The sequence below is a fragment of the Cronobacter sp. EKM101R genome, assembly GCF_963888145.1.
Taxonomy (GTDB): domain Bacteria; phylum Pseudomonadota; class Gammaproteobacteria; order Enterobacterales; family Enterobacteriaceae; genus Cronobacter; species Cronobacter turicensis.
Window position 1 is genome coordinate 383,580 of sequence record NZ_CAWPHW010000033.1, and the last position, 22,595, is coordinate 406,174.

22 protein-coding genes and 3 tRNA genes are annotated in these 22,595 nt (G+C 57.9%); 19 read left to right on the top strand and 6 right to left on the bottom strand.

Annotated features, from left to right (window positions below; all coding sequences use genetic code 11):
• Positions 1–50: 50 nt before the first annotated feature.
• Complete coding sequence (locus AACV31_RS17015; protein WP_075197903.1) at positions 51–425, bottom strand: DUF4440 domain-containing protein; 375 nt, start codon at positions 423–425, stop codon at positions 51–53.
• Positions 422–1,804 (bottom strand): MFS transporter, encoded by a 1,383-nt coding sequence (locus AACV31_RS17020; protein ID WP_165156727.1) that lies wholly within the window; start codon positions 1,802–1,804, stop codon positions 422–424. Before AACV31_RS17020 ends, AACV31_RS17015 begins: the two co-directional genes overlap by 4 nt.
• Positions 1,805–1,912: 108 nt before the next feature.
• Here AACV31_RS17020 and AACV31_RS17025 point away from each other — a divergent pair, with 108 nt between their 5' ends.
• On the top strand, positions 1,913–2,818 hold the full coding sequence (locus AACV31_RS17025) for a LysR family transcriptional regulator (RefSeq protein WP_165156725.1): 906 nt from the start codon (positions 1,913–1,915) through the stop codon (positions 2,816–2,818).
• 2 nt (positions 2,819–2,820) lie between these two features.
• On the opposite strand, the gene AACV31_RS17030 is transcribed toward AACV31_RS17025, so the two are convergent.
• Positions 2,821–3,231, bottom strand: coding sequence for a MarR family winged helix-turn-helix transcriptional regulator (locus tag AACV31_RS17030; protein ID WP_007763589.1), 411 nt, complete (start codon positions 3,229–3,231; stop codon positions 2,821–2,823).
• Between the two features lie 171 nt (positions 3,232–3,402).
• Between AACV31_RS17030 and AACV31_RS17035 the strand changes: the two genes are divergently transcribed.
• The 3 genes from AACV31_RS17035 to AACV31_RS17045 are packed head-to-tail and all read left to right on the top strand — an operon-like array spanning position 3,403 to position 5,686.
• A complete protein-coding gene (locus tag AACV31_RS17035; RefSeq protein WP_075197900.1) occupies positions 3,403–4,020 on the top strand; it encodes a non-oxidative hydroxyarylic acid decarboxylases subunit B in 618 nt (205 codons plus the stop codon).
• Positions 4,010–5,440, top strand: a complete 1,431-nt coding sequence (locus AACV31_RS17040) for a non-oxidative hydroxyarylic acid decarboxylases subunit C (protein ID WP_165156723.1) — start codon at positions 4,010–4,012, stop codon at positions 5,438–5,440. The genes AACV31_RS17035 and AACV31_RS17040 overlap by 11 nt, the downstream gene beginning before the upstream one ends.
• Positions 5,441–5,449: 9 nt before the next feature.
• Positions 5,450–5,686 (top strand): non-oxidative hydroxyarylic acid decarboxylases subunit D, encoded by a 237-nt coding sequence (locus AACV31_RS17045; protein WP_015742271.1) that lies wholly within the window; start codon positions 5,450–5,452, stop codon positions 5,684–5,686.
• 243 nt (positions 5,687–5,929) lie between these two features.
• Here the strand turns inward: AACV31_RS17045 and mutS are convergent, their stop codons facing one another.
• Entirely contained in the window at positions 5,930–8,491 is a 2,562-nt protein-coding gene (gene mutS / locus AACV31_RS17050; protein WP_075199486.1) for a DNA mismatch repair protein MutS, read from the bottom strand.
• Between the two features lie 568 nt (positions 8,492–9,059).
• On the opposite strand from mutS, the gene AACV31_RS17055 reads away from it, so the two are divergent.
• Both AACV31_RS17055 and AACV31_RS17060 read left to right on the top strand, forming a co-directional pair.
• Positions 9,060–9,461 (top strand): BPSL0067 family protein, encoded by a 402-nt coding sequence (locus AACV31_RS17055; protein WP_075199487.1) that lies wholly within the window; start codon positions 9,060–9,062, stop codon positions 9,459–9,461.
• Positions 9,448–9,813: an STY0301 family protein gene (locus AACV31_RS17060; RefSeq protein WP_075199485.1), complete on the top strand. Its 366-nt coding sequence runs from the start codon at positions 9,448–9,450 to the stop codon at positions 9,811–9,813. The genes AACV31_RS17055 and AACV31_RS17060 overlap by 14 nt, the downstream gene beginning before the upstream one ends.
• A gap of 72 nt (positions 9,814–9,885) precedes the next feature.
• On the opposite strand, the gene AACV31_RS17065 is transcribed toward AACV31_RS17060, so the two are convergent.
• Entirely contained in the window at positions 9,886–10,590 is a 705-nt protein-coding gene (locus AACV31_RS17065; RefSeq protein ID WP_007763579.1) for a GNAT family N-acetyltransferase, read from the bottom strand.
• 208 nt (positions 10,591–10,798) lie between these two features.
• Here AACV31_RS17065 and tcp point away from each other — a divergent pair, with 208 nt between their 5' ends.
• Positions 10,799–12,466: a methyl-accepting chemotaxis citrate transducer gene (gene tcp, locus AACV31_RS17070; RefSeq protein WP_165156721.1), complete on the top strand. Its 1,668-nt coding sequence runs from the start codon at positions 10,799–10,801 to the stop codon at positions 12,464–12,466.
• Between the two features lie 68 nt (positions 12,467–12,534).
• On the opposite strand, the gene AACV31_RS17075 is transcribed toward tcp, so the two are convergent.
• Positions 12,535–12,747, bottom strand: a complete 213-nt coding sequence (locus tag AACV31_RS17075) for a KTSC domain-containing protein (protein ID WP_007701184.1) — start codon at positions 12,745–12,747, stop codon at positions 12,535–12,537.
• A 172-nt stretch (positions 12,748–12,919) separates the two neighbouring features.
• On the opposite strand from AACV31_RS17075, the gene AACV31_RS17080 reads away from it, so the two are divergent.
• The 12 genes from AACV31_RS17080 (at position 12,920) to AACV31_RS17135 (ending at position 22,593) form a co-directional block, all read left to right on the top strand.
• Positions 12,920–13,687, top strand: a complete 768-nt coding sequence (locus AACV31_RS17080) for a basic amino acid ABC transporter substrate-binding protein (protein ID WP_007768507.1) — start codon at positions 12,920–12,922, stop codon at positions 13,685–13,687.
• Between the two features lie 73 nt (positions 13,688–13,760).
• The gene (locus AACV31_RS17085; protein WP_004387893.1) at positions 13,761–14,525 is read left to right on the top strand and encodes an amino acid ABC transporter permease; all 765 of its coding nucleotides are present in this window, start codon (positions 13,761–13,763) and stop codon (positions 14,523–14,525) included.
• Positions 14,512–15,234, top strand: coding sequence for an amino acid ABC transporter ATP-binding protein (locus AACV31_RS17090; RefSeq protein ID WP_165156719.1), 723 nt, complete (start codon positions 14,512–14,514; stop codon positions 15,232–15,234). Before AACV31_RS17085 ends, AACV31_RS17090 begins: the two co-directional genes overlap by 14 nt.
• A gap of 114 nt (positions 15,235–15,348) precedes the next feature.
• Positions 15,349–16,431 carry a lytic murein transglycosylase B gene (gene mltB / locus AACV31_RS17095; protein WP_165156717.1) on the top strand — a complete coding sequence of 361 codons (1,083 nt, stop codon included), beginning with the start codon at positions 15,349–15,351 and terminating at the stop codon, positions 16,429–16,431.
• 140 nt (positions 16,432–16,571) lie between these two features.
• The gene (gene pncC / locus AACV31_RS17100; RefSeq protein ID WP_165156715.1) at positions 16,572–17,069 is read left to right on the top strand and encodes a nicotinamide-nucleotide amidase; all 498 of its coding nucleotides are present in this window, start codon (positions 16,572–16,574) and stop codon (positions 17,067–17,069) included.
• 88 nt (positions 17,070–17,157) lie between these two features.
• On the top strand, positions 17,158–18,222 hold the full coding sequence (recA, locus tag AACV31_RS17105; RefSeq protein ID WP_007701154.1) for a recombinase RecA: 1,065 nt from the start codon (positions 17,158–17,160) through the stop codon (positions 18,220–18,222).
• 67 nt (positions 18,223–18,289) lie between these two features.
• A complete protein-coding gene (recX, locus tag AACV31_RS17110; protein WP_032804890.1) occupies positions 18,290–18,787 on the top strand; it encodes a recombination regulator RecX in 498 nt (165 codons plus the stop codon).
• A 135-nt stretch (positions 18,788–18,922) separates the two neighbouring features.
• Positions 18,923–21,550: an alanine--tRNA ligase gene (alaS, locus tag AACV31_RS17115; protein ID WP_165156713.1), complete on the top strand. Its 2,628-nt coding sequence runs from the start codon at positions 18,923–18,925 to the stop codon at positions 21,548–21,550.
• A 243-nt stretch (positions 21,551–21,793) separates the two neighbouring features.
• Positions 21,794–21,979: a carbon storage regulator CsrA gene (gene csrA / locus AACV31_RS17120; RefSeq protein ID WP_000906486.1), complete on the top strand. Its 186-nt coding sequence runs from the start codon at positions 21,794–21,796 to the stop codon at positions 21,977–21,979.
• Positions 21,980–22,281: 302 nt separating this feature from the next.
• Positions 22,282–22,374: transfer RNA gene (locus tag AACV31_RS17125), tRNA-Ser, on the top strand.
• A gap of 4 nt (positions 22,375–22,378) precedes the next feature.
• Positions 22,379–22,455, top strand: a tRNA-Arg gene (locus AACV31_RS17130).
• A gap of 61 nt (positions 22,456–22,516) precedes the next feature.
• Positions 22,517–22,593: transfer RNA gene (locus AACV31_RS17135), tRNA-Arg, on the top strand.
• The last annotated feature ends 2 nt before the right edge of the window (positions 22,594–22,595 follow it).

Consider the following 22,595-nt stretch of genomic DNA (forward strand, 5'->3'; position numbering starts at 1 on the left):
CATTCCTGTCAAAAGGGCCAGTCATCTGACTGGCCTTTTTCTTTTGCGCCTTACGCCTGCCGCGTTTCATGCAGGTGACGCCAGCGCGGTTCTCCTTCATGAAGTTCCAGCACGACAGTCGACCAGCGCACCGTGCTCTCCTGCGCTATTCGCTGCGTTTCGCGATACCCCACCACTGCGCCGTCAGGCCACTCGGCGATAACCGAAAGCGCATCCACTTCAATCACCAGCCCCGGCCGGCTGCCGCCCGCGCCGGTAAAGAATGCGTTTAGGGCGTGAATATCCAGCGGCGCGCCGTTTAGCGGGATCATGGAATAGTCCGGGCTAAAGCGGCCCAGCAATGCCTGAACATCGCCCTCATGCTGGCCGAGCCAGCGTTCAATCGCCACATGGGCGTCGAGTACTTCAGTAAACCAGCGGTTCATCGCTTCTCCTTTTCTGTTACGAATGACTGGGTGGCAGCCTGACGGGGCAAGCGCCACGCGAAAATCAGCGGCACCAGCGTCAGCGCCGCCGCAAGGGTAAACGTCATCTGCCAGGCAACAACGGGCGAAAGCCACGTCAGCAGCATATTCAGCGCGAGGCTCACCAGCGTGACGCCAAAGCAGAAGCTGAGCTGGCGGTTGATATTCCACAGCGCGCTGGCATCAGGCATATCGGCGTTGGCCGTGTGCAGGAACGCGCTGCTCTGCGCCGTACTACTGCATAAACTGCCGCCTGCGCCCATCAGGAAAAATGCCCCGACCAGCAGCGCCCACGGGCTCTGTGGGCCAGCCTGCGTCAGCAGCATAATCCCGCTCGCCTGCAACAGGCCGCCAAGGGTAATTAACGGCCGCGGGCCGAGGCGATTAAACAGACGGGCGGTAGCAGAGATGGCCATAAACGACGCCACCGACCACGGCACCATCAGCGCGCCGCTGGCGGCGGGCGAAAGCCCCGCCAGGGTCTGTAGCCAGAACATGCCGACCACGTTAACGCCAATAAACATGCCGGGCACGCACTGATAAACCAGCATGGAAAAGCGCAACAGCGGCTCGCCCAGCAGATGCACCTTCAGCAACGGCGCAGGGTGGAGACGGCAGCGTCGCAGCATAATGGCAATAAGGACGATGCCTGACGCCAGGCTTGCCGCCGCCAGCCACGGCGCGGCGTTTTCGCTAAGCCCGTTCAGCCCGAACAACACCAGCAGCAGGCCGCCTGCGCCAGTGATAACGCTCAGCATATCGAGCGGGCGTTTATCGCGCGCTGGCGCATCGGGTTTGAGCCAGCAGAACGCCATGACGAGCGCCAGCAGCGAGAGCGGCAGGCTCGCCAGGAACACCCAGTGCCAGCCCGCCGTCTGTACTATCACCCCGCCTGCTACCGGCGAAAGCGCGGGCGCCAGCAGGCCCGTCAGCATCACGGCGGAAGAGAGCCCGGCACGCTCGTGTTTTGCAAACAGCTGCCAGGCCAGCGCCTGCCCGACGGGGATCAGCACGCCACCGCCCGCGCCCTGGAGGATGCGCCAGAAGATAAGCGACTCCAGTGACGCCGCCTGGCCGCAGGCGGCAGTCGCGAGCGTGAACAGCGCCAGCGACAATAAAAACAGACGCCGCGCGCCGAGGCGCTGCGTAAGCCAGGCGCTGAGCGGAATCACCACCGTCAGCCCGGCAATGTAGCCGTTGCTAATCCAGGAAAGCTGCGATACCGACGCGTGCAGCGCCTCGCCGATGGCCGGGAAGGCCACCGCGGCGATAAACATATTGATAAGATCGAGAAAAAAGCCCAGCAGGTAAATCAGGGTCACTTTATTTCGGTAGGTCATGGCACGCCCTCAGGGAAAGAGGGGCACTGTAAACGCTCGCGATGAAAGGAAAAACGGCGTTTGGGTTGATATACTGTCAAACCTTTTTTGACAATCGGCGCAACGAAGATGCTGAATTTATCGCGGCTGGCCATGTTTGTCGCCGTCGTGGACGCGAAAAGCTTTACCGGCGCCGCTGCCGCCCTCGGGCAGACGAAAGCCGTAGTCAGCTTTAATATCCGCCAGCTTGAAAGCGAACTGGGCGTGACGCTGCTGCTGCGCTCGACGCGCCGCCTGACGCTGACCGACGCGGGCGAGCGTTTGTACCAGCGCAGTCTGCTACTGCTGAGAAACGCCGGTGAACTGCTGGAAGATGTGCAGGCGAGCCATGAAGGGTTTAGCGGCGAGCTGCGTGTAACCACCACGCCGGAATACGCAAGCCATGTGGTCGGCCCGGCGCTGGCCGCCTTCAGCCGGGCGCATCCGGCGCTGCGCATTCGTCATTTCTCGTCGTCGCAGCACGCCGATTTAATCTCTGAACGTGTGGATGTCGCTATCCGGCTCGGCACGTTGCAGGATTCCGCCTACCGCGCGGCGCTGATTTCCCGTTTCGATATTTTCCCTGTCGCGTCACCCGTGTGGCTTGAACGCCACCCGATATCAACGCCTGAGGCGCTCAGCCAGGCAGAGTGGCTGGTGCATACCCGGCTGGCGTCGCCGCTGCGTTGGGCGCTTACCGGCCCGAACGATGAGACGCTGTGGTTTGAGATAACGCGCCCGCCCGCCATAGCAGCCGACGGCGCCGGCGCGCTGATGAGCTTCGCGCTGGAGGGCTGCGGCGTGGCGCTGCTGCCCGCGTGGCTGGTGAACACGGCGCTGGAAGAGGGCAAGCTGGTGCGCTTGCTGCCGGCGTATCGTTTCCCCGCGCAGGGCGTCTATGCGGTCTATCCGGACGCACGCCACGTTTCCGGCAAGGTGCGGGGGTTTATTGATTTTCTGCGCGACCGCGAAGCGCAGGCGGCCGCCGGGAAATAGCGTTACGGTTTGTCGATCATCCGCGTGATAAGCGTTGCGAACAGCGCGCGCTCTTCGGCGTTCAGCTTGCCTAAAAACGCCTCATCCACCGCGTCGCCCTTCGGAATACTGGCGCGCAGCAGCGCCTCGCCTTCCGGGGTGAGGTAAATAAACCGGCGGCGCTTATCTTCCGGCGCGCTTTCACGGCGCACCAGGCCGCGGCTCTCCATCCGGCTCAGCATTTCGGCAAGCGTCGCTTTAGTGCTGACGGCGGCTTCGGTCAGCGCCACCTGCTCAATGCCGGGGTTTTCGGCTATCGATCGCAGCACCGCGTATTGCGGCTTGGTCAGCTCAGGCAGCGCCAGTTGCCATTGCGCCGTATGCTGCTGAAAAAGCTGGCGTAACAGATGAAAGGCTTGTTGGTTAACGGCCATACGCTCTCCGGGATCAGGATCTCCTCACCATAATAACCGCTCCGGCGCTGAAAGCTAACGCGGCGCTTTTTAACAAAAAGTGTGACTGTACACGAACGATCTTGCCAGATCCCCTCTGGCGGGCGTACTTTTACTTCATATGTTCGTACACGAACAATAATGAGGGAATGCATGAGACTGATAGTCGGAATGACGGGCGCAACCGGCGCGCCGCTTGGCGTCGCGTTGTTACAGGCGCTGAAAGCGATGCCCGGGGTGGAAACCCATCTGGTGATGTCGAAATGGGCGAAAACCACGATTGAACTGGAAACGCCTTTCTCCTGGCAGGATGTCGCAGGGCTTGCCGATGTCGTGCATAGCCCGGCGGATCAGGCCGCGACTATCTCCTCAGGATCGTTTCGCACCGACGGCATGGTGATTATTCCGTGCAGCATGAAAACCCTGGCGGGTATTCGCGCGGGCTATGCCGACGGGCTGGTGGGTCGCGCGGCTGACGTGGTTTTGAAAGAAAACCGCAAACTGGTGCTGGTGCCGCGCGAAACGCCGCTCAGCACCATTCATCTGGAAAACCTGCTGGCGCTCTCAAGGATGGGCGTGGCCATCGTGCCGCCCATGCCCGCCTGGTACAACCATCCCGCGTCGCTTGACGACATCATCAACCATATCGTCGCGCGCGTGCTCGATCAGTTCGGGCTCGACGCCCGCAACGCCCGTCGCTGGCAGGGGCTGCACCCTGCGAAAGAAGCCGACACCCATTCATCACGAGGAGGAAACACGCATGGCGTTTGACGATCTGCGCAGCTTTTTGCAGGCGCTTGAAGAACAGGGGCAACTGCTGAAGATCAGCGAAGAAGTGCAGGCGGAGCCGGATCTGGCGGCCGCCGCCAACGCGACCGGGCGTATCGGCGAAGGCGCGCCCGCGCTCTGGTTCGATAATATCCGCGGCTTCACCGACGCGCGGGTGGCGATGAACACGATTGGCTCCTGGCCGAACCACGCGATTTCGCTTGGTCTGCCGCCCGCCACACCGGTAAAGCAGCAGATTGAGGAGTTTATCCGCCGCTGGGATACCTTCCCGGTCGCGCCCGAGCGCCGCGATAATCCGCCGTGGGCGGAAAACAGCATCGACGGCGACGGGATCAACCTGTTCGACATTCTGCCGCTGTTTCGCTTAAACGATGGCGACGGCGGTTTTTATCTCGATAAAGCGTGTGTGGTCTCGCGCGATCCGCTCGATCCCGATCATTTCGGCAAGCAGAACGTCGGCATCTACCGGATGGAAGTGAAAGGCAAGCGTAAGCTCGGGCTGCAACCGGTGCCGATGCATGATATCGCGCTGCATCTGCATAAGGCCGAGGAGCGCGGCGAGGATTTGCCGGTCGCGATTACGCTTGGCAACGATCCGATCATCACGCTGATGGGCGCCACGCCGCTGAAATACGATCAGTCAGAGTATGAAATGGCGGGCGCGCTGCGCGAAAGCCCGTACCCGATAGCCACCGCGCCGCTGACCGGTTTCGACGTGCCGTGGGGCTCGGAGGTGATCCTCGAAGGGGTGATTGAAGGGCGCAAGCGTGAGATAGAAGGGCCGTTCGGCGAGTTCACCGGCCACTACTCGGGCGGGCGCAATATGACCGTCGTGCGTATCGATAAAGTCTCTTATCGCACCAAACCGATTTTCGAATCGCTCTATCTCGGGATGCCGTGGACCGAAATCGACTACCTGATTGGGCCGGCGACCTGTGTGCCGCTCTACCAGCAGCTTAAAGCGGAGTTCCCGGAAGTGCAGGCGGTAAACGCGATGTACACCCACGGGCTGCTTGCGATTATCTCCACCAAGAAACGCTACGGCGGTTTCGCCCGCGCGGTGGGCCTGCGCGCGATGACGACGCCGCACGGGCTCGGCTACGTGAAGATGGTGATTATGGTGGATGAGGATGTCGATCCGTTCGATCTGCCGCAGGTGATGTGGGCGCTGTCGTCCAAAGTGAACCCGGCGGGCGATCTGGTGCAGTTGCCGAATATGTCAGTGCTGGAGCTCGACCCTGGATCAAGCCCGGCGGGGATTACCGACAAACTGATTATCGACGCCACGACGCCGGTCGCGCCGGATAACCGTGGCCATTACAGCCAGCCGGTGAAAGACCTGCCGGAAACCCCGCAGTGGGTTGAGAAGCTGACCGCCATGCTGGCTAACCGTAATAAATAAGGAGACGAGATGATTTGTCCACGTTGTGCCGATGAAACCATCGAAATTATGGCGACGTCGCCGGTGAAAGGCGTCTGGACGGTATATCAGTGCCAGCATTGTCTGTACACCTGGCGCGATACCGAGCCGCTGCGCCGCACCTGCCGCGAGCATTACCCCGAGGCGTTCCGGATGACGCAGGCAGATATCGATAACGCGCCGGAAGTGCCGACGGTACCGCCGCTGCTGGCGGAGGGTAAACGCTAACCCTTCGGGTGAAGGTTTAAATGGTGGGTGCGAAAAGTAGAACGGCGGGTGCGCTTCGCTTACCCGCCCTACATAATCTTATCGCCTTTTGTTCCGTAGGGCGGGTAAGCGGAGCGCACCCGCCACATTTTCGTAGGGTGGGTAAGCGGAGCGCACCCGCCACATTTTCGTAGGGTTAGTAAGGGGAGCGCACCCGCCACATTTTCGTAGGGTGGGTAAGCGAAGCGCACCCACCACAGTAGCTTACACCAGGCTCTTCAGCCGGTAGATCCACTCCAGCGCCTGACGCGGCGACAGCGAGTCCGGGTCGAGATTCTCCAGCGCCTCTACCGCCGGACTGGTCTCTTCGGCGGCGACCAGCAGCGACATCTGCGTGCCGTCCACCTGCGTGGCCGCCGCGTTACCGGAAAGGCTCTCCAGCTCGCGCAGCTTCTGGCGCGCGCGCTTAATCACCTCTTTCGGCACGCCCGCCAGCGCCGCGACAGCCAGGCCGTAACTCTTACTGGCGGCACCGTCCTGAACGCTGTGCATAAACGCGATCGTATCGCCATGTTCGATCGCATCCAGATGCACGTTAGCCACGCCTTCCATCTTCTCCGGCAACTGCGTCAGCTCGAAGTAGTGCGTGGCGAACAGCGTCAGCGCTTTAATACGATTCGCGAGGCTCTCCGCGCACGCCCAGGCGAGCGACAGACCGTCATAGGTTGACGTCCCGCGCCCGATCTCATCCATCAGCACCAGGCTATGCTCGGTGGCGTTATGCAGAATATTGGCGGTTTCGGTCATCTCGACCATAAAGGTCGAACGCCCGGAGGCCAGATCGTCGGCGGCGCCCACGCGGGTAAAAATGCGATCGATCGGGCCGATTTCCGCCTGTTCGGCGGGCACGAAGCTGCCGATATACGCCATCAGCACAATCAGCGCCGTCTGGCGCATATAAGTACTCTTACCGCCCATGTTCGGGCCGGTAATGATCAACATCCGGCGCTGCGGGCTGAGTGAGAGCGGGTTGGCGATAAACGGCTCATTCAGCACACGCTCCACCACCGGGTGACGGCCTTCCACCAGGCGAACGCCCGGTTTATCGGTCAGCGTCGGGCAGTGGTAGTTCAGCGTGTCGGCGCGCTCGGCAAGGTTCGTCAGCACGTCCAGCTCGGCAAGCGCGGCGGCGCTTTTTTGCAGTTCCGCCAGGTGCGGCAGCAGCAGATCGAACAGCTCGTCATAGAGCTGTTTTTCCAGCGCCAGCGCTTTGCCTTTGGAGGTCAGCACTTTGTCTTCATATTCTTTGAGCTCAGGAATGATATAGCGCTCGGCGTTTTTCAGCGTCTGGCGGCGCACGTAGTGAATCGGCACCATATGGCTCTGCCCGCGGCTGACCTGAATAAAGTAGCCATGCACCGCGTTGAAGCCCACTTTGAGCGTGTCGATGCCGAGCTTTTCGCGCTCACGGATCTCCAGACGGTCTAGGTAATCCGTCGCGCCGTCGGCCAGCGCCCGCCATTCGTCGAGCTCTGCATGGTAGCCTGGCGCAATCACGCCGCCGTCGCGCACCAGCACCGGCGGCGCTTCAATAATGGCGCGCTCCAGCAAATCTCTCAGTTCAGTAAATTCGCCCATCTGTTCGCGCAGGGTCTGCACATACCCGGCGTCAATATCGGCAAGTAAGGTATTGAGCGTCGGCAGTTGCTGGAAGGCGTGACGCATCCGCGCCAGATCGCGCGGCCGGGCGGTACGCAGCGCCAGACGCGCCAGAATACGTTCCAGATCGCCGACCTGACGCAGCACGGGCTGGATGTCGGTGCTGTATTCCATCAGCGCCGCGATGGCCTGCTGGCGGTGGCGCAGCACGCTGGCATCGCGCACCGGCATATGCAGCCAGCGTTTTAACATGCGGCTGCCCATCGGCGTAACGGTGCAGTCCAGCACTGACGCCAGCGTGTTTTCGACGCCGCCCGCCAGATTCTGGGTGATCTCCAGATTGCGGCGCGTGGCGGCATCCATAATGATGCCGTCCTGCTGGCGCTCCATGGTGATGGAGCGGATATGCGGCAGGCTGGTGCGCTGCGTATCTTTCACATACTGCAACAGGCAACCGGCGGCGCACAGCCCGCGCGGCGCGTTCTCAACGCCAAAGCCCACCAGATCGCGCGTGCCGAATTGCAGGTTAAGCTGCTGGCGCGCGGTGTCGAGCTCAAACTCCCAGAGCGGGCGACGGCGCAGGCCGCGACGGCCTTCAATCAGCGCCATCTCGGCGAAATCTTCCGCATACAGCAGCTCCGCCGGGTTGGTGCGCTGCAATTCCGCCGCCATGGTTTCCCGGTCCTGCGGCTCGGTTAAGCGAAAACGACCGGAACTGATATCCAGCGTCGCGTAGCCAAAGCCTTTGCCATCCTGCCAGATGGCGGCCAGCAGGTTGTCCTGACGCTCCTGCAACAGCGCTTCATCGCTGATAGTGCCGGGCGTGACGATGCGCACCACTTTGCGCTCCACCGGGCCTTTGGAGGTGGCCGGATCGCCAATCTGCTCGCAGATAGCCACCGACTCGCCAAGGTTAACCAGCTTCGCCAGATAGTTTTCCACGGCGTGGTGCGGCACGCCCGCCATCGGGATCGGCTCGCCCGCCGAGGCGCCGCGTTTGGTCAGCGAAATATCCAGCAACTGCGACGCGCGTTTCGCATCGTCATAAAAGAGTTCGTAAAAATCGCCCATGCGATAAAACAGCAGAATGTCAGGATGCTGCGCCTTGAGCTTCAGATACTGCTGCATCATGGGCGTGTGGGCGTCGAAGGTTTCGCTTGTGCTCATCGTTTTTGATGTCCATTTACTTAAATATGAATGAGTTAGTGATGTTAATTTTCATTATTGAATTTCACTGTGGCTCATTTCAGCTCATGAAATCCTGTATCTGAATACAGGTTAAAGGGGACGTTGCCAGCCTGTCTTCTGGAAAACAGGGCTACATACCGCGCAGCCTCATCGCTTTTCCTGAATACCCAGGGTGCATGATAACGGAGTCTTTTTGGCAGGCAAACAAAAGGCAAAGCCCGTGTGGTTTAAAGCGAAAGAAATCAGGAGGCCGGGGGAAAGACAAATGTGAAAAACAAACGCGGCTGGGAGTTATCGCCCATAACGCTGCATTTCGGAATAAGGCCTGGGCCGCTTGCGCCAGCACCCCACCAAAAATGGGTGCTATAAGCATTCAGAAAAGCTGTCATTATGACCCGCCTGTATGAATATAACCGGCTGATAAAAGGTTAAAAATTCACGCTTCGCTAGGAATTATCTTAATTGCAAATCGCCTCGCTCTCCTCTATTTGCATATCTTTACATTAGAGGCAGAATGGCGCCACTTAACCATAGGGATATCAATAAAATGGCTTATATCGCAAGCACGCCGTCAGCGTATGTCGGTCAGTCTGTGGGGAATGGTCAGTGTGTGGCATATACGCAAAAAGCGGCGAACATGCCGCGTACTGTGGCGTGGAAACGGGGTGAATTAGTAAAGGGAAATATGACGATTGCACCCGGTACGGCGATAGCCACATTCGATGCGAATGGTCGATATGGCAATCATACTGACGGAAGTTCTCATGTCGCGATTTACCTGGGGCAGGATGCGTCGGGAATACAGGTTCTGGATCAATGGATGACGCATCGAACGTTGCCCAACGGCCAGCGCGTAGCGACGCCGCACGCGGTGAGTAAACGCACCATCCGGTTTCATAAAGCGCCCCGCGCGGAAAACAATGGAGATAATTATTATGTTGTGGAGTAAAGCCCTTTTACTCAGCGCCGGACTGTTCTTATCCGTGACGGGCGCGCAGGCCACCGTGACGCTATGCCCGCAATACCCGACGGCGCAGGATAAAACCCACGCTTTAGACGATGCCAGTTTGTTTGTCGGGCCACCAGAAGCGTTAGTTGATCTGATGCCGGATAATGATCGCGATACCGTCTGGACACTGGCTGATTATCAGGACGAGGCCAAAAAGAGTAAAACCTCGCTCTATTTTGTCTGCCTGTATAAGAATACGAAGCAGACGGTGAACTTGATTGTTCCGGCAACCGCTAAAAAATGCTCTGTCACCTATGATAAAAACAGCAAGCTTATTGCGGCTTGCGAATAAGTGATAATTTGATGGCGGCGCAATGGCTAAATAAAATAGCGCCGCCCGTTTTATCGCGTCTCACGTAGTATCTTACCTGTCTTTAAAATCCTCCAGATGGTTAATCTGGCGCCCACGATCGTTAAAGTTCTCAGGGCGCAACCAGGCGCGCAGCGCTTTAGCGTGATGCGGCCATTCGGCTTCGACAATGGAATACCAGTTCACATTACTGTTGCGGCCTTTTCGGACCTGGCATTCCCGAAATGTCCCTTCATAAATAAAGCCGAGGCGCTGGGCGGCTTCAATGGCGGGCGTATTCAGCTCATCGGTTTTCCATTCGCAGCGCCGGTATTTTAATTCTTCAAACACATACGCCAGTAATAAATAGATAGCCTCCGTACCATAATGGGTTCTTTTCATGGAAGGCGACCAGTTCACATTGCCGATTTCAATCACGCCGTGCGTTTTATCGACATTCATCAGGCACAGCGTGCCGGTAGGCTGCCCGCTGATATTTTCCAGTACCGTGAAATACCAGACGTCCGTCGCGGCTTCCAGGCGACGCAGATAATATTCACTGGCGGTCAGCGTCGGCGGGCGTTCGTCGGTCAGGTAAGTCCAGTCGCGCGTGTCGTCAATGCTGTGCCAGGCGTGATGCAGCGCCAGCGCGTGGCGCACGCTGACAGGCTCAAGATGGCAAAAATGCCCGGCGAACATTTTCTTCTGTGGTAATTCGCGTGGTTTCCACTCCGCCACGGGCGGGCCGACGTACTGACCGAAGCTGTTGAGCTCTTTCATAGTGCCTCCTTAAAACCCGGAAAGGGACGTTCTGGAACGCATCGCGGGGTGAAAGGGATACTTTTACTATCGGCTAAAAAATCAGGGTGTTTATCTTTTTGTTTTAAATCATGGCGCCGCTCGCATATTTTTGGGGGGTGGATAAAGTTTGCGCACGTCGTTCCGATAACAGCTACACAATAGCGCCTGGTTCAGGGGATGATGAACGATGATTAAAAATATAAAAGTGGTTAGCGGGATTATTATTATTCTGCTGACCTTTACGGTGTTGCAAATGGTCACCGGCAGCCTTTTTTATTCGGCAGTCAATAATGACAGAAATAATTTCCAGAATGCGAATTTACTTAATTTTCAGCAGGAGCAGCTTGGCGACAGTTTTCAGACGCTGGTGAAAACCCGCGTGACGGTAAACCGTGTGGCGATCCGCTTCCTGAAAAACCAGCGCGATCCGGCGTCGCTGGCGGCTATCAACAAACTGCTGGCGACCGCCTCCACCTCGCTTGCCAAAGCGGAGAAACACTTTGTGCTCTACAAAGGCTCGCCGCGCCTGAACGGACAGGATGAAGCGACAGCCAGCCAGATTGCCGAAAAGTACCAGGCGCTGCATGACATTCTTCAGGCGTCCATCGGCTATCTCGGCGCGAATAACTACGAGGCTTATGGCAACCTCGACGCCCAGAAAGCCCAGGACGACATGGAAGAGGTCTACACCACGTGGCGCGCGCAGAACACCACGCTGTTGCAGGCCGCCGCGGAGGAGAACCAGCAGAGCTTTACCGGCATGCTCTGGACGCTCGGCGTTATCGCTATCATCGTCGTGCTGGCGATTGCCACTATCTGGCAGGGCTTACGCCATCTGCTGCTGCGGCCGCTGCGTGAGGCGATGGAACATATCCGTGCTATCGCAGGCGGCGATTTAACGCGCCAGATTGCGGTGGAAGGACGTAACGAAATGGGCCAGCTTGCCGCGTCGCTTCAGGAAATGCAGCAGGCGCTGGCGGGCACCGTCACGGCGGTACGCGACAGTTCGGAATCTATCTACACCGGGGCGGGTGAAATTTCCGCAGGCAGCAACGATCTCTCTTCGCGCACCGAGCAGCAGGCCGCGTCGCTGGAAGAGACCGCCGCCAGCATGGAACAACTGACCGCCACCGTGAAGCAGAACAGCGATAACGCGCGTCAGGCCTCGCAGCTGGCGAAAAACGCCTCGGAGACCGCAGACAAAGGCGGACGTGTGGTGGATAACGTGGTGCAGACCATGAAATCCATCGCCGAAAGCTCGCAGCAGATTGCGCACATCACAAGCGTAATCGACAGCATCGCCTTCCAGACCAACATCCTCGCGCTGAATGCCGCGGTAGAAGCGGCGCGTGCCGGTGAACAGGGCCGCGGCTTCGCGGTGGTCGCGGGGGAAGTGCGTACCCTCGCCAGCCGCAGCGCCAACGCGGCGAAAGAGATCAAAGCGCTTATCGAGAATTCGGTGAACCGCGTCGATACCGGCTCCGGCCAGGTGCAGGAAGCGGGCGACACCATGAAAGAGATTGTGCAGGCGGTGACCCGCGTGACCGATATCATGGGCGAAATCGCCTCGGCGTCTGATGAGCAGAGCCGCGGCATTGAGCAGGTGAGCCTTGCGGTGTCGCAGATGGACAGCGTCACGCAGCAGAACGCCGCGCTGGTGCAGGAATCCGCCGCCGCCGCCGGGGCGCTTGAGGATCAGGCAGAGCAGCTGCGCCAGGCCGTCGCAGCCTTTAAAGTTTCGCGCGGCGTGGTCAGCGCATCAACGCGCACCGGCGTTGCGCCGCCTGCGCGCGTCGAGCCGGTGAAACCCGCGCTGGCAGCGCCTACAGGCGGTGATAACTGGGAAACGTTCTGATTCCCTGACGGATGCAGAAATAAAAAAGCGTGGCTCGCCACGCTTTTTTTATGCCGTCTTTTTATGTCTTAGCTGACCGAGACTTTGAAAAAGCTGCTTTTAATATTGTTGCTAAACCAGCTCTCTTTCTCGTTGCTCATCAGAAAGGTTTGCCAGGTTTTCGCCGGTACGCCGAGAAACTGCTCCACGCGCCCGTTGGCGTACTCAATTTCCATAATCGAACAGGTCGGATCGTAACCTGCGCTTTTAAACGTTCTCGACTGGACAGGATGTCGTTTCATTTCAGCCCCTTGATTTGAAAACCATTGAGCGTTATCGGCATTGGTCCCGCTGCGCTTGACTACCAGAACTGGCGGGGCGGGGGAGTAAACAGAGAATATATTCTTGTTGCGCGACCTGACTAATGTATGTATTTTTATTCATATTAAGTGCATAAAAATGAGGGTTGCGATCATGGTAAAATCTTTACTCAAGGCCGGTTTGTTAATGGCAGCCCTCGCGGGCAGCGCGTTTGCGGCGCAGGAAACCTACGTTGTCGGCGCAGGCGGCACCTATCGTCCGTTTGAATTCGAAAACAGCCAGAAACAGCTGGAAGGTTTCGATATCGACATTATTAAAGCCATCGCCAAAGCGGAAAACTTCAACGTGAAGCTGGTGAACACGCCGTGGGAAGGGATTTTCGCGACACTCGGTTCCGGCGATCGCGACATTCTTATCTCCGGCATCACCATCACCGATAAGCGTAAGCAGATGGTGGATTTCTCTGCGCCTTACTTCCCGGCTGAACAGTCGATTGTTGTGCCGGCAGATTCAAAAGTGAATTCCCTTGCCGCGCTGAAAAATGAAAAAGTGGGCGTGGTGAACTCCAGCACCGGGGATATTGTGGTCTCTGACGTGCTTGGCAAAAACAACACCGCCATTAAGCGCTTCGACAATACGCCGCTAATGCTTCAGGAGCTGTTTGAAGATGGCGTCAGCGCCGCCGTGGGCGATGTGGGCGTGGTGAAGTACTACATCAAACAGCACCCGGAAAAACAGTTCAAACTGGTGCCGGACGCGAAGTTTGAACGCCAGTATTTCGGGATCGCGGTGGCGAAAGGCAACGACGAACTGCGCAATAAAATCAATGCGGGCCTCGCGAAAATCGTCGCTGACGGCACCTATGCGAAAATCTACAAAGCCTGGTTTGACGACAACGTGCCGACGCTGCCTGCGCAGTAATCGCGCTTTCTCGCTTCCTGTTATTTAGCGGCTGACCGTCTCTGCGTCAGCCGCCTCTTTTTCGGAAATGGACATGTCAGGATTTCATTGGGAGATAATCCAGGAGTATGGCCCGCTGTTTATGCAGGGCGCCTGGATGACCATTAAATGCACCATCATCTGCGTGATACTCGGCACGCTGTGGGGCTTAACGCTCGGGCTGGGGCGCATGGCGCACGCGGAGCACGGGCCGTGGAAATATGTGCTGCGCTACCTGGTGCAGTTCCCGGTGCGTTTTTATGTCAGCGCGTTTCGCGGCACGCCGCTGTTTGTGCAGATCATGGTGGTGCACTTCGCACTGGTGCCGCTCTTTATTAACCCGCGCGACGGCTGGCTGGTGGAGAGCGGGCTGATGAGCAGCGAATTCGCCCGTATGCTGCGCTCCGATTACGGCGCGTTTCTCTCCTGTATCGTGGCGATTACGCTTAATGCGGGCGCGTACGTTTCCGAAATTTTCCGCGCGGGCATTCAGTCGATTGACCGCGGGCAGATGGAAGCGTCGCGCGCGCTCGGCATGCCGTGGTGGAAAACCATGCGCAAAGTGATCCTGCCGCAGGCGTTTCGCCGCATTCTGCCGCCGCTTGGCAACAATGCTATCGCCATTGTGAAAGACTCGTCGCTCGCGTCTGCCATCGGTCTTGCGGATCTCGCCTACGCGGCGCGTACCGTCTCCGGCGCCTACGCCACTTACTGGGAACCCTACCTGACCATTTCGCTGGTCTACTGGGTGATTACATTCCTGCTATCGCAACTGGTGGCGCGCCTGGAAAAGAGGTTCGGCAAAAGTGATTCACGTTAAAAATCTGCACAAGCATTTCGGCGCAAGCCACGTTCTGCGCGGCATCAGCTGTGACATTAAACCAGAAGAAGTGGTCTGCGTGATTGGCCCTTCCGGCTCCGGGAAAAGCACCTTTTTGCGCTGCCTTAACGCGCTGGAGACGGCAGAAGAGGGCGAAATACTGGTTAACGGTTTTGCGGTGCATGACCGTAACGCCGATGTGAACCAGCTGCGCACGGGCGTCGGGATGGTGTTCCAGCGCTTTAATCTCTTCCCGCACATGACGGTGCTGGAAAATCTCATCATGGCGCCGATGAGCCTGAAGGGCATGAAACGCGCGCAGGCGGTGACGCTCGCCGAAGGGCTGCTGGCTAAAGTGGGCCTTAGCGATAAGCGCGACGCATGGCCTGCGAGCCTCTCCGGCGGCCAGCAGCAGCGCGTGGCGATTGCCCGGGCGCTGGCGATGAACCCGTCGGTCATGCTCTTTGATGAGCCGACCTCCGCGCTGGACCCGGAGCTGGTCGGCGAAGTGCTGGCGGTAATGAAAAATCTTGCCGAAGAGGGCATGACGATGGTTATCGTTACCCACGAGATGGGATTTGCACGCGAAGTCGCCGACCGGGTGATATTTATCGACGGCGGCGTGATTCAGGAAGAAGGCCCTCCCGTACAGCTTTTTACCGCCCCGCAAAACCCGCGTACCGCGGCTTTTCTCAGCAAAGTTCTCTGACAGCGCGCGCAGGCGGTAAAATTTCCCGCCTGCGCCTCGCGCCGCGCTTCCTCGCCTGGCCCTGGATGATCTACCATTACTGCCATTCGTTCTGAACAGCCATATGGATATCTCATGTTAAAGCGTCGCTATGTCGCCCTGTTGCCGCTGATGATGGCGCTTGCCGCCTGCAGCAGCAAGCCGAAGTCTCAATCCGCCACCACCCAGACCGCAGGCGCAAGCCAGGACGGCTTCCTGCTCCAGCCGCAGCACGATATGCTGTTACCTGCCGGGGACTTTACCGGCAACCCGGCGGCGGAAAATTTCATCAATATGATGGTCAGCAAGCACGGGTTTAATCGTCAGCAGCTCCAGGAAGTGATTTCACAGACGAAAAGGCTTGATTACGTACTGCGTCTGATGGACCGCCAGGCGCCGACCACCCAGCCTGCGCCGGGGCCGAACGGCGCCTGGCTGCGCTATCGCAATAAATTCATTACGCCGGACAATGTGCAAAACGGCGTGGCGTTCTGGAACCAGTATCAGGACGCGCTTAACCGCGCCTGGCAGGTCTATGGCGTGCCGCCGGAAATCGTGGTTGGCATTATCGGCGTGGAGACCCGCTGGGGCCGCGTGATGGGTAAAACCCGTATTATCGACGCGCTGGCGACGCTGGCCTTTAACTACCCGCGCCGCGCCGACTATTTTGCCGCCGAACTCGAAACGTTCCTGCTGATGTCGCGCGATGAAGGCGACGATCCGCTGGCGCTGAAGGGATCATTCGCAGGCGCGATGGGTTATGGTCAGTTTATGCCGTCTTCTTATAAGGAATACGCGGTCGACTTTAACGGCGACGGGCATATCAACCTGTGGGATCCAGAAGACGCTATCGGCAGCGTCGCGCACTACTTCCAGCAGCACGGCTGGGTGAAGGGCGATTTGGTGGCGGTGCCCGCCAACGGCCAGGCGCCGCAGCTTGAGAACGGTTTTAAAACCAAATACAGCGTCGGCCAGCTGGCGGCGGCAGGCTTAACGCCGCAGCAGCCTATCGGCGATCACACCGAAGCGAGCCTTCTGCGCCTTGATATCGGCAGCGGCTACCAGTACTGGTACGGCCTGCCAAACTTCTACGCCATTACGCGCTATAACCATAGTACGCACTACGCCATGGCGGTCTGGCAGCTCGGCCAGGCGGTGGCGCTCGCCCGGGTGCAGTAAGACGTTTCCCCGCCTGTCCGGGCGGGGAAATAAACACTACCGCAAACCTTGAATTCGCCTCGTAAAACCTGATGTAACTGCCTGCAACGCTTAAAAATCGCTGTGGGATGCCTGGGGTTACGTTTACAATCGGAGCCGTCATGACAGATAACGAATTAATGCAGTTAAGTCAGCAGCTTGGCGCTGCGTTAAAAGCGCAGGGCGCGACCGTGACGACGGCGGAATCCTGCACCGGCGGCTGGGTGGCGAAAGTCATTACCGATATCGCCGGCAGTTCCGCCTGGTTTGAACGCGGCTTCGTGACCTACAGTAATGAGGCCAAAGAACAACTTATCGGCGTGGAGGGCGCCACGCTCGCGGCGCATGGCGCCGTCAGCGAACCGGTCGTGAGGCAAATGGCGCAGGGCGCGCTGAATGCTGCCGCGGCCTCTTACGCCGTCTCCGTTAGCGGTATCGCCGGGCCTGATGGCGGCAGCGCTGACAAGCCCGTCGGCACCGTCTGGTTTGGCTTTGCCGATAACCAGGGAAGGGTCGAAGCACGCATGCAACGCTTTGATGGCAATAGGGATTCTGTGCGTCGTCAGGCGACCGCGTTTGCGCTGCAAACCTTGTGGCAACATTTTATACAAAACACTTGATACTGTATGCTCATACAGTATAATTGCACCAACGAAACAAATTCGCAGCGTGGCGCAATTGGGCTCACCCTGCATGACAGGAGTAAAAATGGCTATCGACGAAAACAAGCAGAAGGCGTTGGCGGCAGCACTCGGCCAGATTGAAAAGCAATTCGGCAAAGGCTCCATCATGCGTTTGGGTGAAGATCGCACCATGGATGTGGAAACGATCTCCACCGGCTCTCTCTCCCTGGATATCGCGCTGGGAGCGGGCGGTCTGCCGATGGGGCGTATTGTGGAAATTTACGGCCCGGAATCTTCAGGTAAAACTACGCTGACGCTGCAGGTTATCGCCGCGGCGCAGCGCGCCGGTAAAACCTGTGCGTTTATCGACGCCGAGCACGCGCTCGATCCTGTCTACGCCCGTAAACTCGGCGTAGATATCGATAACCTGCTCTGCTCTCAGCCGGACACCGGCGAGCAGGCGCTGGAAATCTGTGACGCGCTGGCGCGCTCCGGCGCGGTTGACGTGCTGGTTGTCGACTCCGTTGCGGCTCTGACGCCGAAAGCGGAAATCGAAGGCGAAATCGGTGACTCTCACATGGGCCTCGCGGCACGTATGATGAGCCAGGCGATGCGTAAGCTGGCCGGTAACCTGAAAAACTCTAACACCCTGCTTATCTTCATCAACCAGATCCGTATGAAGATTGGCGTGATGTTTGGTAACCCGGAAACCACGACCGGCGGTAACGCGCTGAAATTCTACGCTTCTGTCCGTCTCGACATCCGCCGTATCGGCGCGGTGAAAGAGGGCGAAGAAGTGGTAGGTAGCGAAACCCGCGTGAAAGTAGTGAAAAACAAAGTCGCTGCGCCGTTCAAACAGGCTGAATTCCAGATCCTCTACGGTGAAGGTATCAACTTCTACGGCGAGCTGGTTGACCTTGGCGTGAAACACAAGCTGATTGAAAAGGCGGGCGCCTGGTACAGCTACAACGGCGAGAAGATCGGTCAGGGTAAAGCGAACGCGACCAACTTCCTCAAAGAGAACAAGCCGATGGCTGACGAAATTGAGAAGAAGCTGCGCGAAATGCTGCTCAACAATCAGGACGCTACGCCTGATTTTACCGTCGATGATAACGACGGCGGTGTTGAAGAAACCAACGAAGAGTTTTAATCTCAAGGGCTGCTGATGCAGCCCTTACTTTTTCTGTCCCTTCAATGTCGCCACTGTTTTCACGCCTATGACTGATGCTACTCCCCGCCGTTCCGCTTATTCCCGACTTCTCGACCGCGCCATGCGAATACTCGCGATGCGCGATCACAGTGAGCAAGAGCTCAGGCGCAAGCTGGGCGCCGTGCTGCCAGGTAAAAACGACGATGAGCAGGCGCAGGCCACCCCGGAAGATATCGAGAAAGTGATCGCCTGGTGCCATGAGCAGCGTTACCTCGACGACGATCATTTTGCCGAGCGCTATATCGCCAGTCGCGGTCGTAAAGGCTACGGACCGCAGCGCATTCGTCAGGAGTTGCAACAAAAGGGCATCTCCCGTACCGCATGTGACAGCGCCTTCGCCGCCTGTGAGGTCGACTGGGAAGCGCAGGCCCGCGATCAGGCCGAGCGCAAATTCGGCGCGCCGCTGCCGCGCACCTTTCCCGAAAAAGCCAAAGTCCAACGCTTTTTGCTGTATCGCGGCTATTACATGGAAGATATCCAGGCGATCTACCGAAATTTTGAGTGATGACCCCATGCGGGGTTTTACTTCCCTGTAAAGAAAACTTATCTTATTCCCACTTTTTTCCGTTTAGCCTGGTCTGGCGGCAGCGTGCTGCGCCACTCGGGTGACACATTTCGTTAGCTTGATTTCAGGATAATTATGAGCAAGAGCACCGCTGAGATCCGTCAGGCGTTTCTCGACTTTTTCCATAGCAAGGGACACCAGGTAGTCGCCAGTAGCTCTCTGGTCCCTAATAATGACCCGACTTTGCTGTTTACCAACGCCGGGATGAACCAGTTCAAGGATGTATTCCTTGGTCTCGACAAGCGTAATTATTCCCGCGCGACGACCGCGCAGCGCTGCGTGCGCGCCGGTGGTAAGCACAATGACCTGGAAAACGTCGGTTACACCGCCCGCCACCACACCTTCTTCGAAATGCTGGGCAACTTCAGCTTCGGTGACTACTTCAAACATGACGCTATCCAGTACGCCTGGGAGCTGCTGACCGGCGCGCAGTGGTTTAACCTGCCGAAAGATCGCCTGTGGGTGACCGTCTACGAAACCGATGACGAAGCTTACGAAATCTGGGAAAAAGAAGTCGGGATCCCGCGCGAACGTATTATCCGTATCGGCGATAACAAAGGCGCGCCTTACGCGTCCGACAACTTCTGGCAGATGGGCGATACCGGCCCATGCGGCCCGTGCACCGAGATTTTCTACGATCATGGCGACCACATCTGGGGCGGCCCTCCGGGTAGCGCGGAAGAAGACGGCGATCGCTACATTGAGATCTGGAACATCGTGTTTATGCAGTTTAACCGTCAGGCTGACGGCACCATGGAACCGCTACCGAAGCCGTCCGTGGATACCGGCATGGGCCTTGAGCGTATCGCTGCGGTGCTGCAACACGTTAACTCTAACTACGAAATCGATCTGTTCCAGAAGCTTATCAAGGCAGTGGCGAACGTTACCGGCGCGACCGATCTGAGCAACAAATCGCTGCGCGTTATTGCTGACCATATCCGCTCTTGCGCCTTCCTGATTGCCGATGGCGTGATCCCGTCTAACGAGAACCGCGGTTATGTGCTGCGTCGCATCATTCGCCGCGCGATCCGTCACGGCAACATGCTGGGCGCGAAAGACACCTTCTTCTACAAGCTGGTTGGGCCGCTGGTGGACGTGATGGGATCGGCGGGCGACGAACTGAAACGCCAGCAGGCGCAGGTTGAACAGGTTCTGAAAACTGAAGAAGAGCAGTTTGCCCGCACGCTGGAGCGTGGCCTGGCGCTGCTTGATGAAGAGCTGGCGAAGCTTACGGGCGATACGCTCGACGGCGAAACGGCTTTCCGCCTGTATGACACCTACGGCTTCCCGGTTGACCTGACTGCGGACGTCTGCCGCGAGCGCAACATTAAAGTTGACGAAGCGGGCTTTGAAGCCGCCATGGAAGAGCAGCGCCGTCGCGCGCGCGAATCCAGCGGTTTCGGCGCCGACTACAACGCGATGATCCGCGTTGACGGCGCGTCAGAATTCAAAGGCTACGATCAGACCGAGCTGACTGCGAAAGTCACCGCGCTGTTTGTCGATGGCAAATCCGTTGAGCAAGTCACTGCGGGCCAGCAGGCCGTTGTGGTGCTGGATGAGACGCCATTCTATGCGGAGTCTGGCGGCCAGGTGGGCGATAAAGGCGAGCTGAAAGGCAATGGTTTTACTTTCACCGTTAACGACACCCAGAAATATGGTCAGGCGATCGGGCATATTGGCGAACTGACCAGCGGCGTTCTGAAAGTGGGCGAGGGCGTTAAAGCGGAAGTGGACCAGGCGCGCCGTGAGCGTATTCGTCTCAACCACTCGGCGACGCACCTGATGCACGCCGCGCTGCGCCAGGTGCTTGGCACCCATGTCGCGCAGAAAGGCTCTCTGGTTAACGATAAAGGCCTGCGTTTCGACTTCTCGCATTTCGAAGCCATGAAGCCGGAAGAGATCCGCAAAGTTGAAGATCTGGTAAACGCGCAAATCCGTCGCAACCTGCCGATTGAAACTAACGTCATGGATCTGGAAGCGGCGAAAGCCAAAGGCGCGATGGCACTGTTCGGCGAGAAATATGAAGACCGCGTGCGTGTACTGAGCATGGGCGATTTCTCCACCGAACTGTGCGGCGGTATCCACGCGTCGCGCACCGGCGATATCGGCCTGTTCCGCATTGTTTCTGAATCCGGCACCGCCGCAGGCGTTCGCCGTATCGAAGCCGTGACCGGCGAAGGCGCGCTGTCTCTGGTTCATGCTCAGAACGACCGTCTGAACGAGCTGTCTCATCTGCTTAAGAGCGACAGCCAGACGCTGAACGACAAAGTTCGCGCGATGGTTGAGCGCACCCGTCAGCTGGAAAAAGAGCTGCAGCAGCTCAAAGAACAGCAGGCGGCGCAGGAGAGCGCGAACCTCAGCAGCAAAGCCGTCGACATCAACGGCGTGAAGCTGCTGGTCAGCGAACTCGCAGGCGTTGAGCCGAAAATGCTGCGCACGATGGTTGACGATCTGAAAAACCAGCTCGGTTCTTCCGTTATCGTGCTGGCGACCGTGGCGGAGGGGAAAGTTTCCCTGATCGCGGGCGTATCGAAAGATGTGACGGATCGCGTCAAAGCTGGCGAGCTGGTGGGCATGATTGCTCAGCAGGTCGGCGGTAAAGGCGGTGGTCGCCCGGATATGGCGCAGGCTGGCGGCACCAATGCCGCAGCGCTGCCCGCAGCGCTTGGCAGCGTTGAAAGCTGGGTAACCGCGAAGCTGTAATAACCAAAACGGCAGAAAGACGCCATAACCCTTTGTTGTTATGGCGTCTTTATCTGTGCCCGAACTATAACGATAAAGTCGGGTTGATTTTTTCTGGATCGGCTAAACTTAGGTTTAACAGAATGTAATGCCGTGACTGCTTACACCTCAGGTGTTTGTCATCGCTTACTTTTTGGCGTTATATGATGGATAATGCCGGGATACAGAGAGACCCGACTCTTTTAATCTTTCAAGGAGCAAAGAATGCTGATTCTGACTCGTCGAGTTGGTGAAACCCTCATGATTGGGGATGAGGTGACCGTGACAGTTCTTGGGGTAAAAGGCAACCAGGTACGTATTGGCGTGAACGCCCCCAAAGAGGTATCTGTACACCGTGAAGAGATCTACCAGCGTATCCAGGCTGAAAAATCGCAACAGTCCAGTTACTGAGTTGTCGCGTCTCGCTCACACCGGCGAGGCGCATCCCCTTTCTCTTCGTTTCTTCTGATTTCCTCCGTCTCCTGACGCGCTTTCCCGTTCCCTTTTGCCTTTAATGATATTCACTGCATCACCGCATTTGCGTTGATAAAACAGCCTTTTTGTTGGCAAAGCAGGCGGATTGGGCGGTAAATGTGCAAACGATGCAGAGTCGGGAAAAATTGTTTGACTTATAAGTCCCAGAAAGTAATATGTGCGCCACGCAGCGACGATGAGACGAAACAAGCTCTTCGAAGCACTCGTAAGAGGCGTGTGGTGAGGTGGCCGAGAGGCTGAAGGCGCTCCCCTGCTAAGGGAGTATGCGGTCAAAAGCTGCATCCGGGGTTCGAATCCCCGCCTCACCGCCATTTTGCATCCGTAGCTCAGCTGGATAGAGTACTCGGCTACGAACCGAGCGGTCGGAGGTTCGAATCCTCCCGGATGCACCATGTTCTTCAACGGAACCGCAAATCACGCGACGTTGAACCGCAGTAAAGCAGTATCCCCAATGCATCCGTAGCTCAGCTGGATAGAGTACTCGGCTACGAACCGAGCGGTCGGAGGTTCGAATCCTCCCGGATGCACCATG

Coding starts and splice junctions, on each gene's coding strand:
- AACV31_RS17045 (WP_015742271.1), top strand. CDS start 5,450: ATGATTTGTCCACGTTGTGCCGATGAAACCATCGAAATTATGGCGACG.
- mutS (WP_075199486.1), bottom strand. CDS start 8,491: ATGAGCACAAGCGAAACCTTCGACGCCCACACGCCCATGATGCAGCAG.
- AACV31_RS17080 (WP_007768507.1), top strand. CDS start 12,920: ATGGTAAAATCTTTACTCAAGGCCGGTTTGTTAATGGCAGCCCTCGCG.
- recX (WP_032804890.1), top strand. CDS start 18,290: ATGACTGATGCTACTCCCCGCCGTTCCGCTTATTCCCGACTTCTCGAC.
- AACV31_RS17040 (WP_165156723.1), top strand. CDS start 4,010: ATGGCGTTTGACGATCTGCGCAGCTTTTTGCAGGCGCTTGAAGAACAG.
- csrA (WP_000906486.1), top strand. CDS start 21,794: ATGCTGATTCTGACTCGTCGAGTTGGTGAAACCCTCATGATTGGGGAT.
- AACV31_RS17060 (WP_075199485.1), top strand. CDS start 9,448: ATGTTGTGGAGTAAAGCCCTTTTACTCAGCGCCGGACTGTTCTTATCC.
- AACV31_RS17020 (WP_165156727.1), bottom strand. CDS start 1,804: ATGACCTACCGAAATAAAGTGACCCTGATTTACCTGCTGGGCTTTTTT.
- tcp (WP_165156721.1), top strand. CDS start 10,799: ATGATTAAAAATATAAAAGTGGTTAGCGGGATTATTATTATTCTGCTG.
- alaS (WP_165156713.1), top strand. CDS start 18,923: ATGAGCAAGAGCACCGCTGAGATCCGTCAGGCGTTTCTCGACTTTTTC.
- AACV31_RS17035 (WP_075197900.1), top strand. CDS start 3,403: ATGAGACTGATAGTCGGAATGACGGGCGCAACCGGCGCGCCGCTTGGC.
- AACV31_RS17075 (WP_007701184.1), bottom strand. CDS start 12,747: ATGAAACGACATCCTGTCCAGTCGAGAACGTTTAAAAGCGCAGGTTAC.
- AACV31_RS17065 (WP_007763579.1), bottom strand. CDS start 10,590: ATGAAAGAGCTCAACAGCTTCGGTCAGTACGTCGGCCCGCCCGTGGCG.
- AACV31_RS17030 (WP_007763589.1), bottom strand. CDS start 3,231: ATGGCCGTTAACCAACAAGCCTTTCATCTGTTACGCCAGCTTTTTCAG.
- pncC (WP_165156715.1), top strand. CDS start 16,572: ATGACAGATAACGAATTAATGCAGTTAAGTCAGCAGCTTGGCGCTGCG.
- AACV31_RS17085 (WP_004387893.1), top strand. CDS start 13,761: ATGTCAGGATTTCATTGGGAGATAATCCAGGAGTATGGCCCGCTGTTT.
- AACV31_RS17025 (WP_165156725.1), top strand. CDS start 1,913: ATGCTGAATTTATCGCGGCTGGCCATGTTTGTCGCCGTCGTGGACGCG.
- AACV31_RS17055 (WP_075199487.1), top strand. CDS start 9,060: ATGGCTTATATCGCAAGCACGCCGTCAGCGTATGTCGGTCAGTCTGTG.
- recA (WP_007701154.1), top strand. CDS start 17,158: ATGGCTATCGACGAAAACAAGCAGAAGGCGTTGGCGGCAGCACTCGGC.
- mltB (WP_165156717.1), top strand. CDS start 15,349: ATGTTAAAGCGTCGCTATGTCGCCCTGTTGCCGCTGATGATGGCGCTT.
- AACV31_RS17015 (WP_075197903.1), bottom strand. CDS start 425: ATGAACCGCTGGTTTACTGAAGTACTCGACGCCCATGTGGCGATTGAA.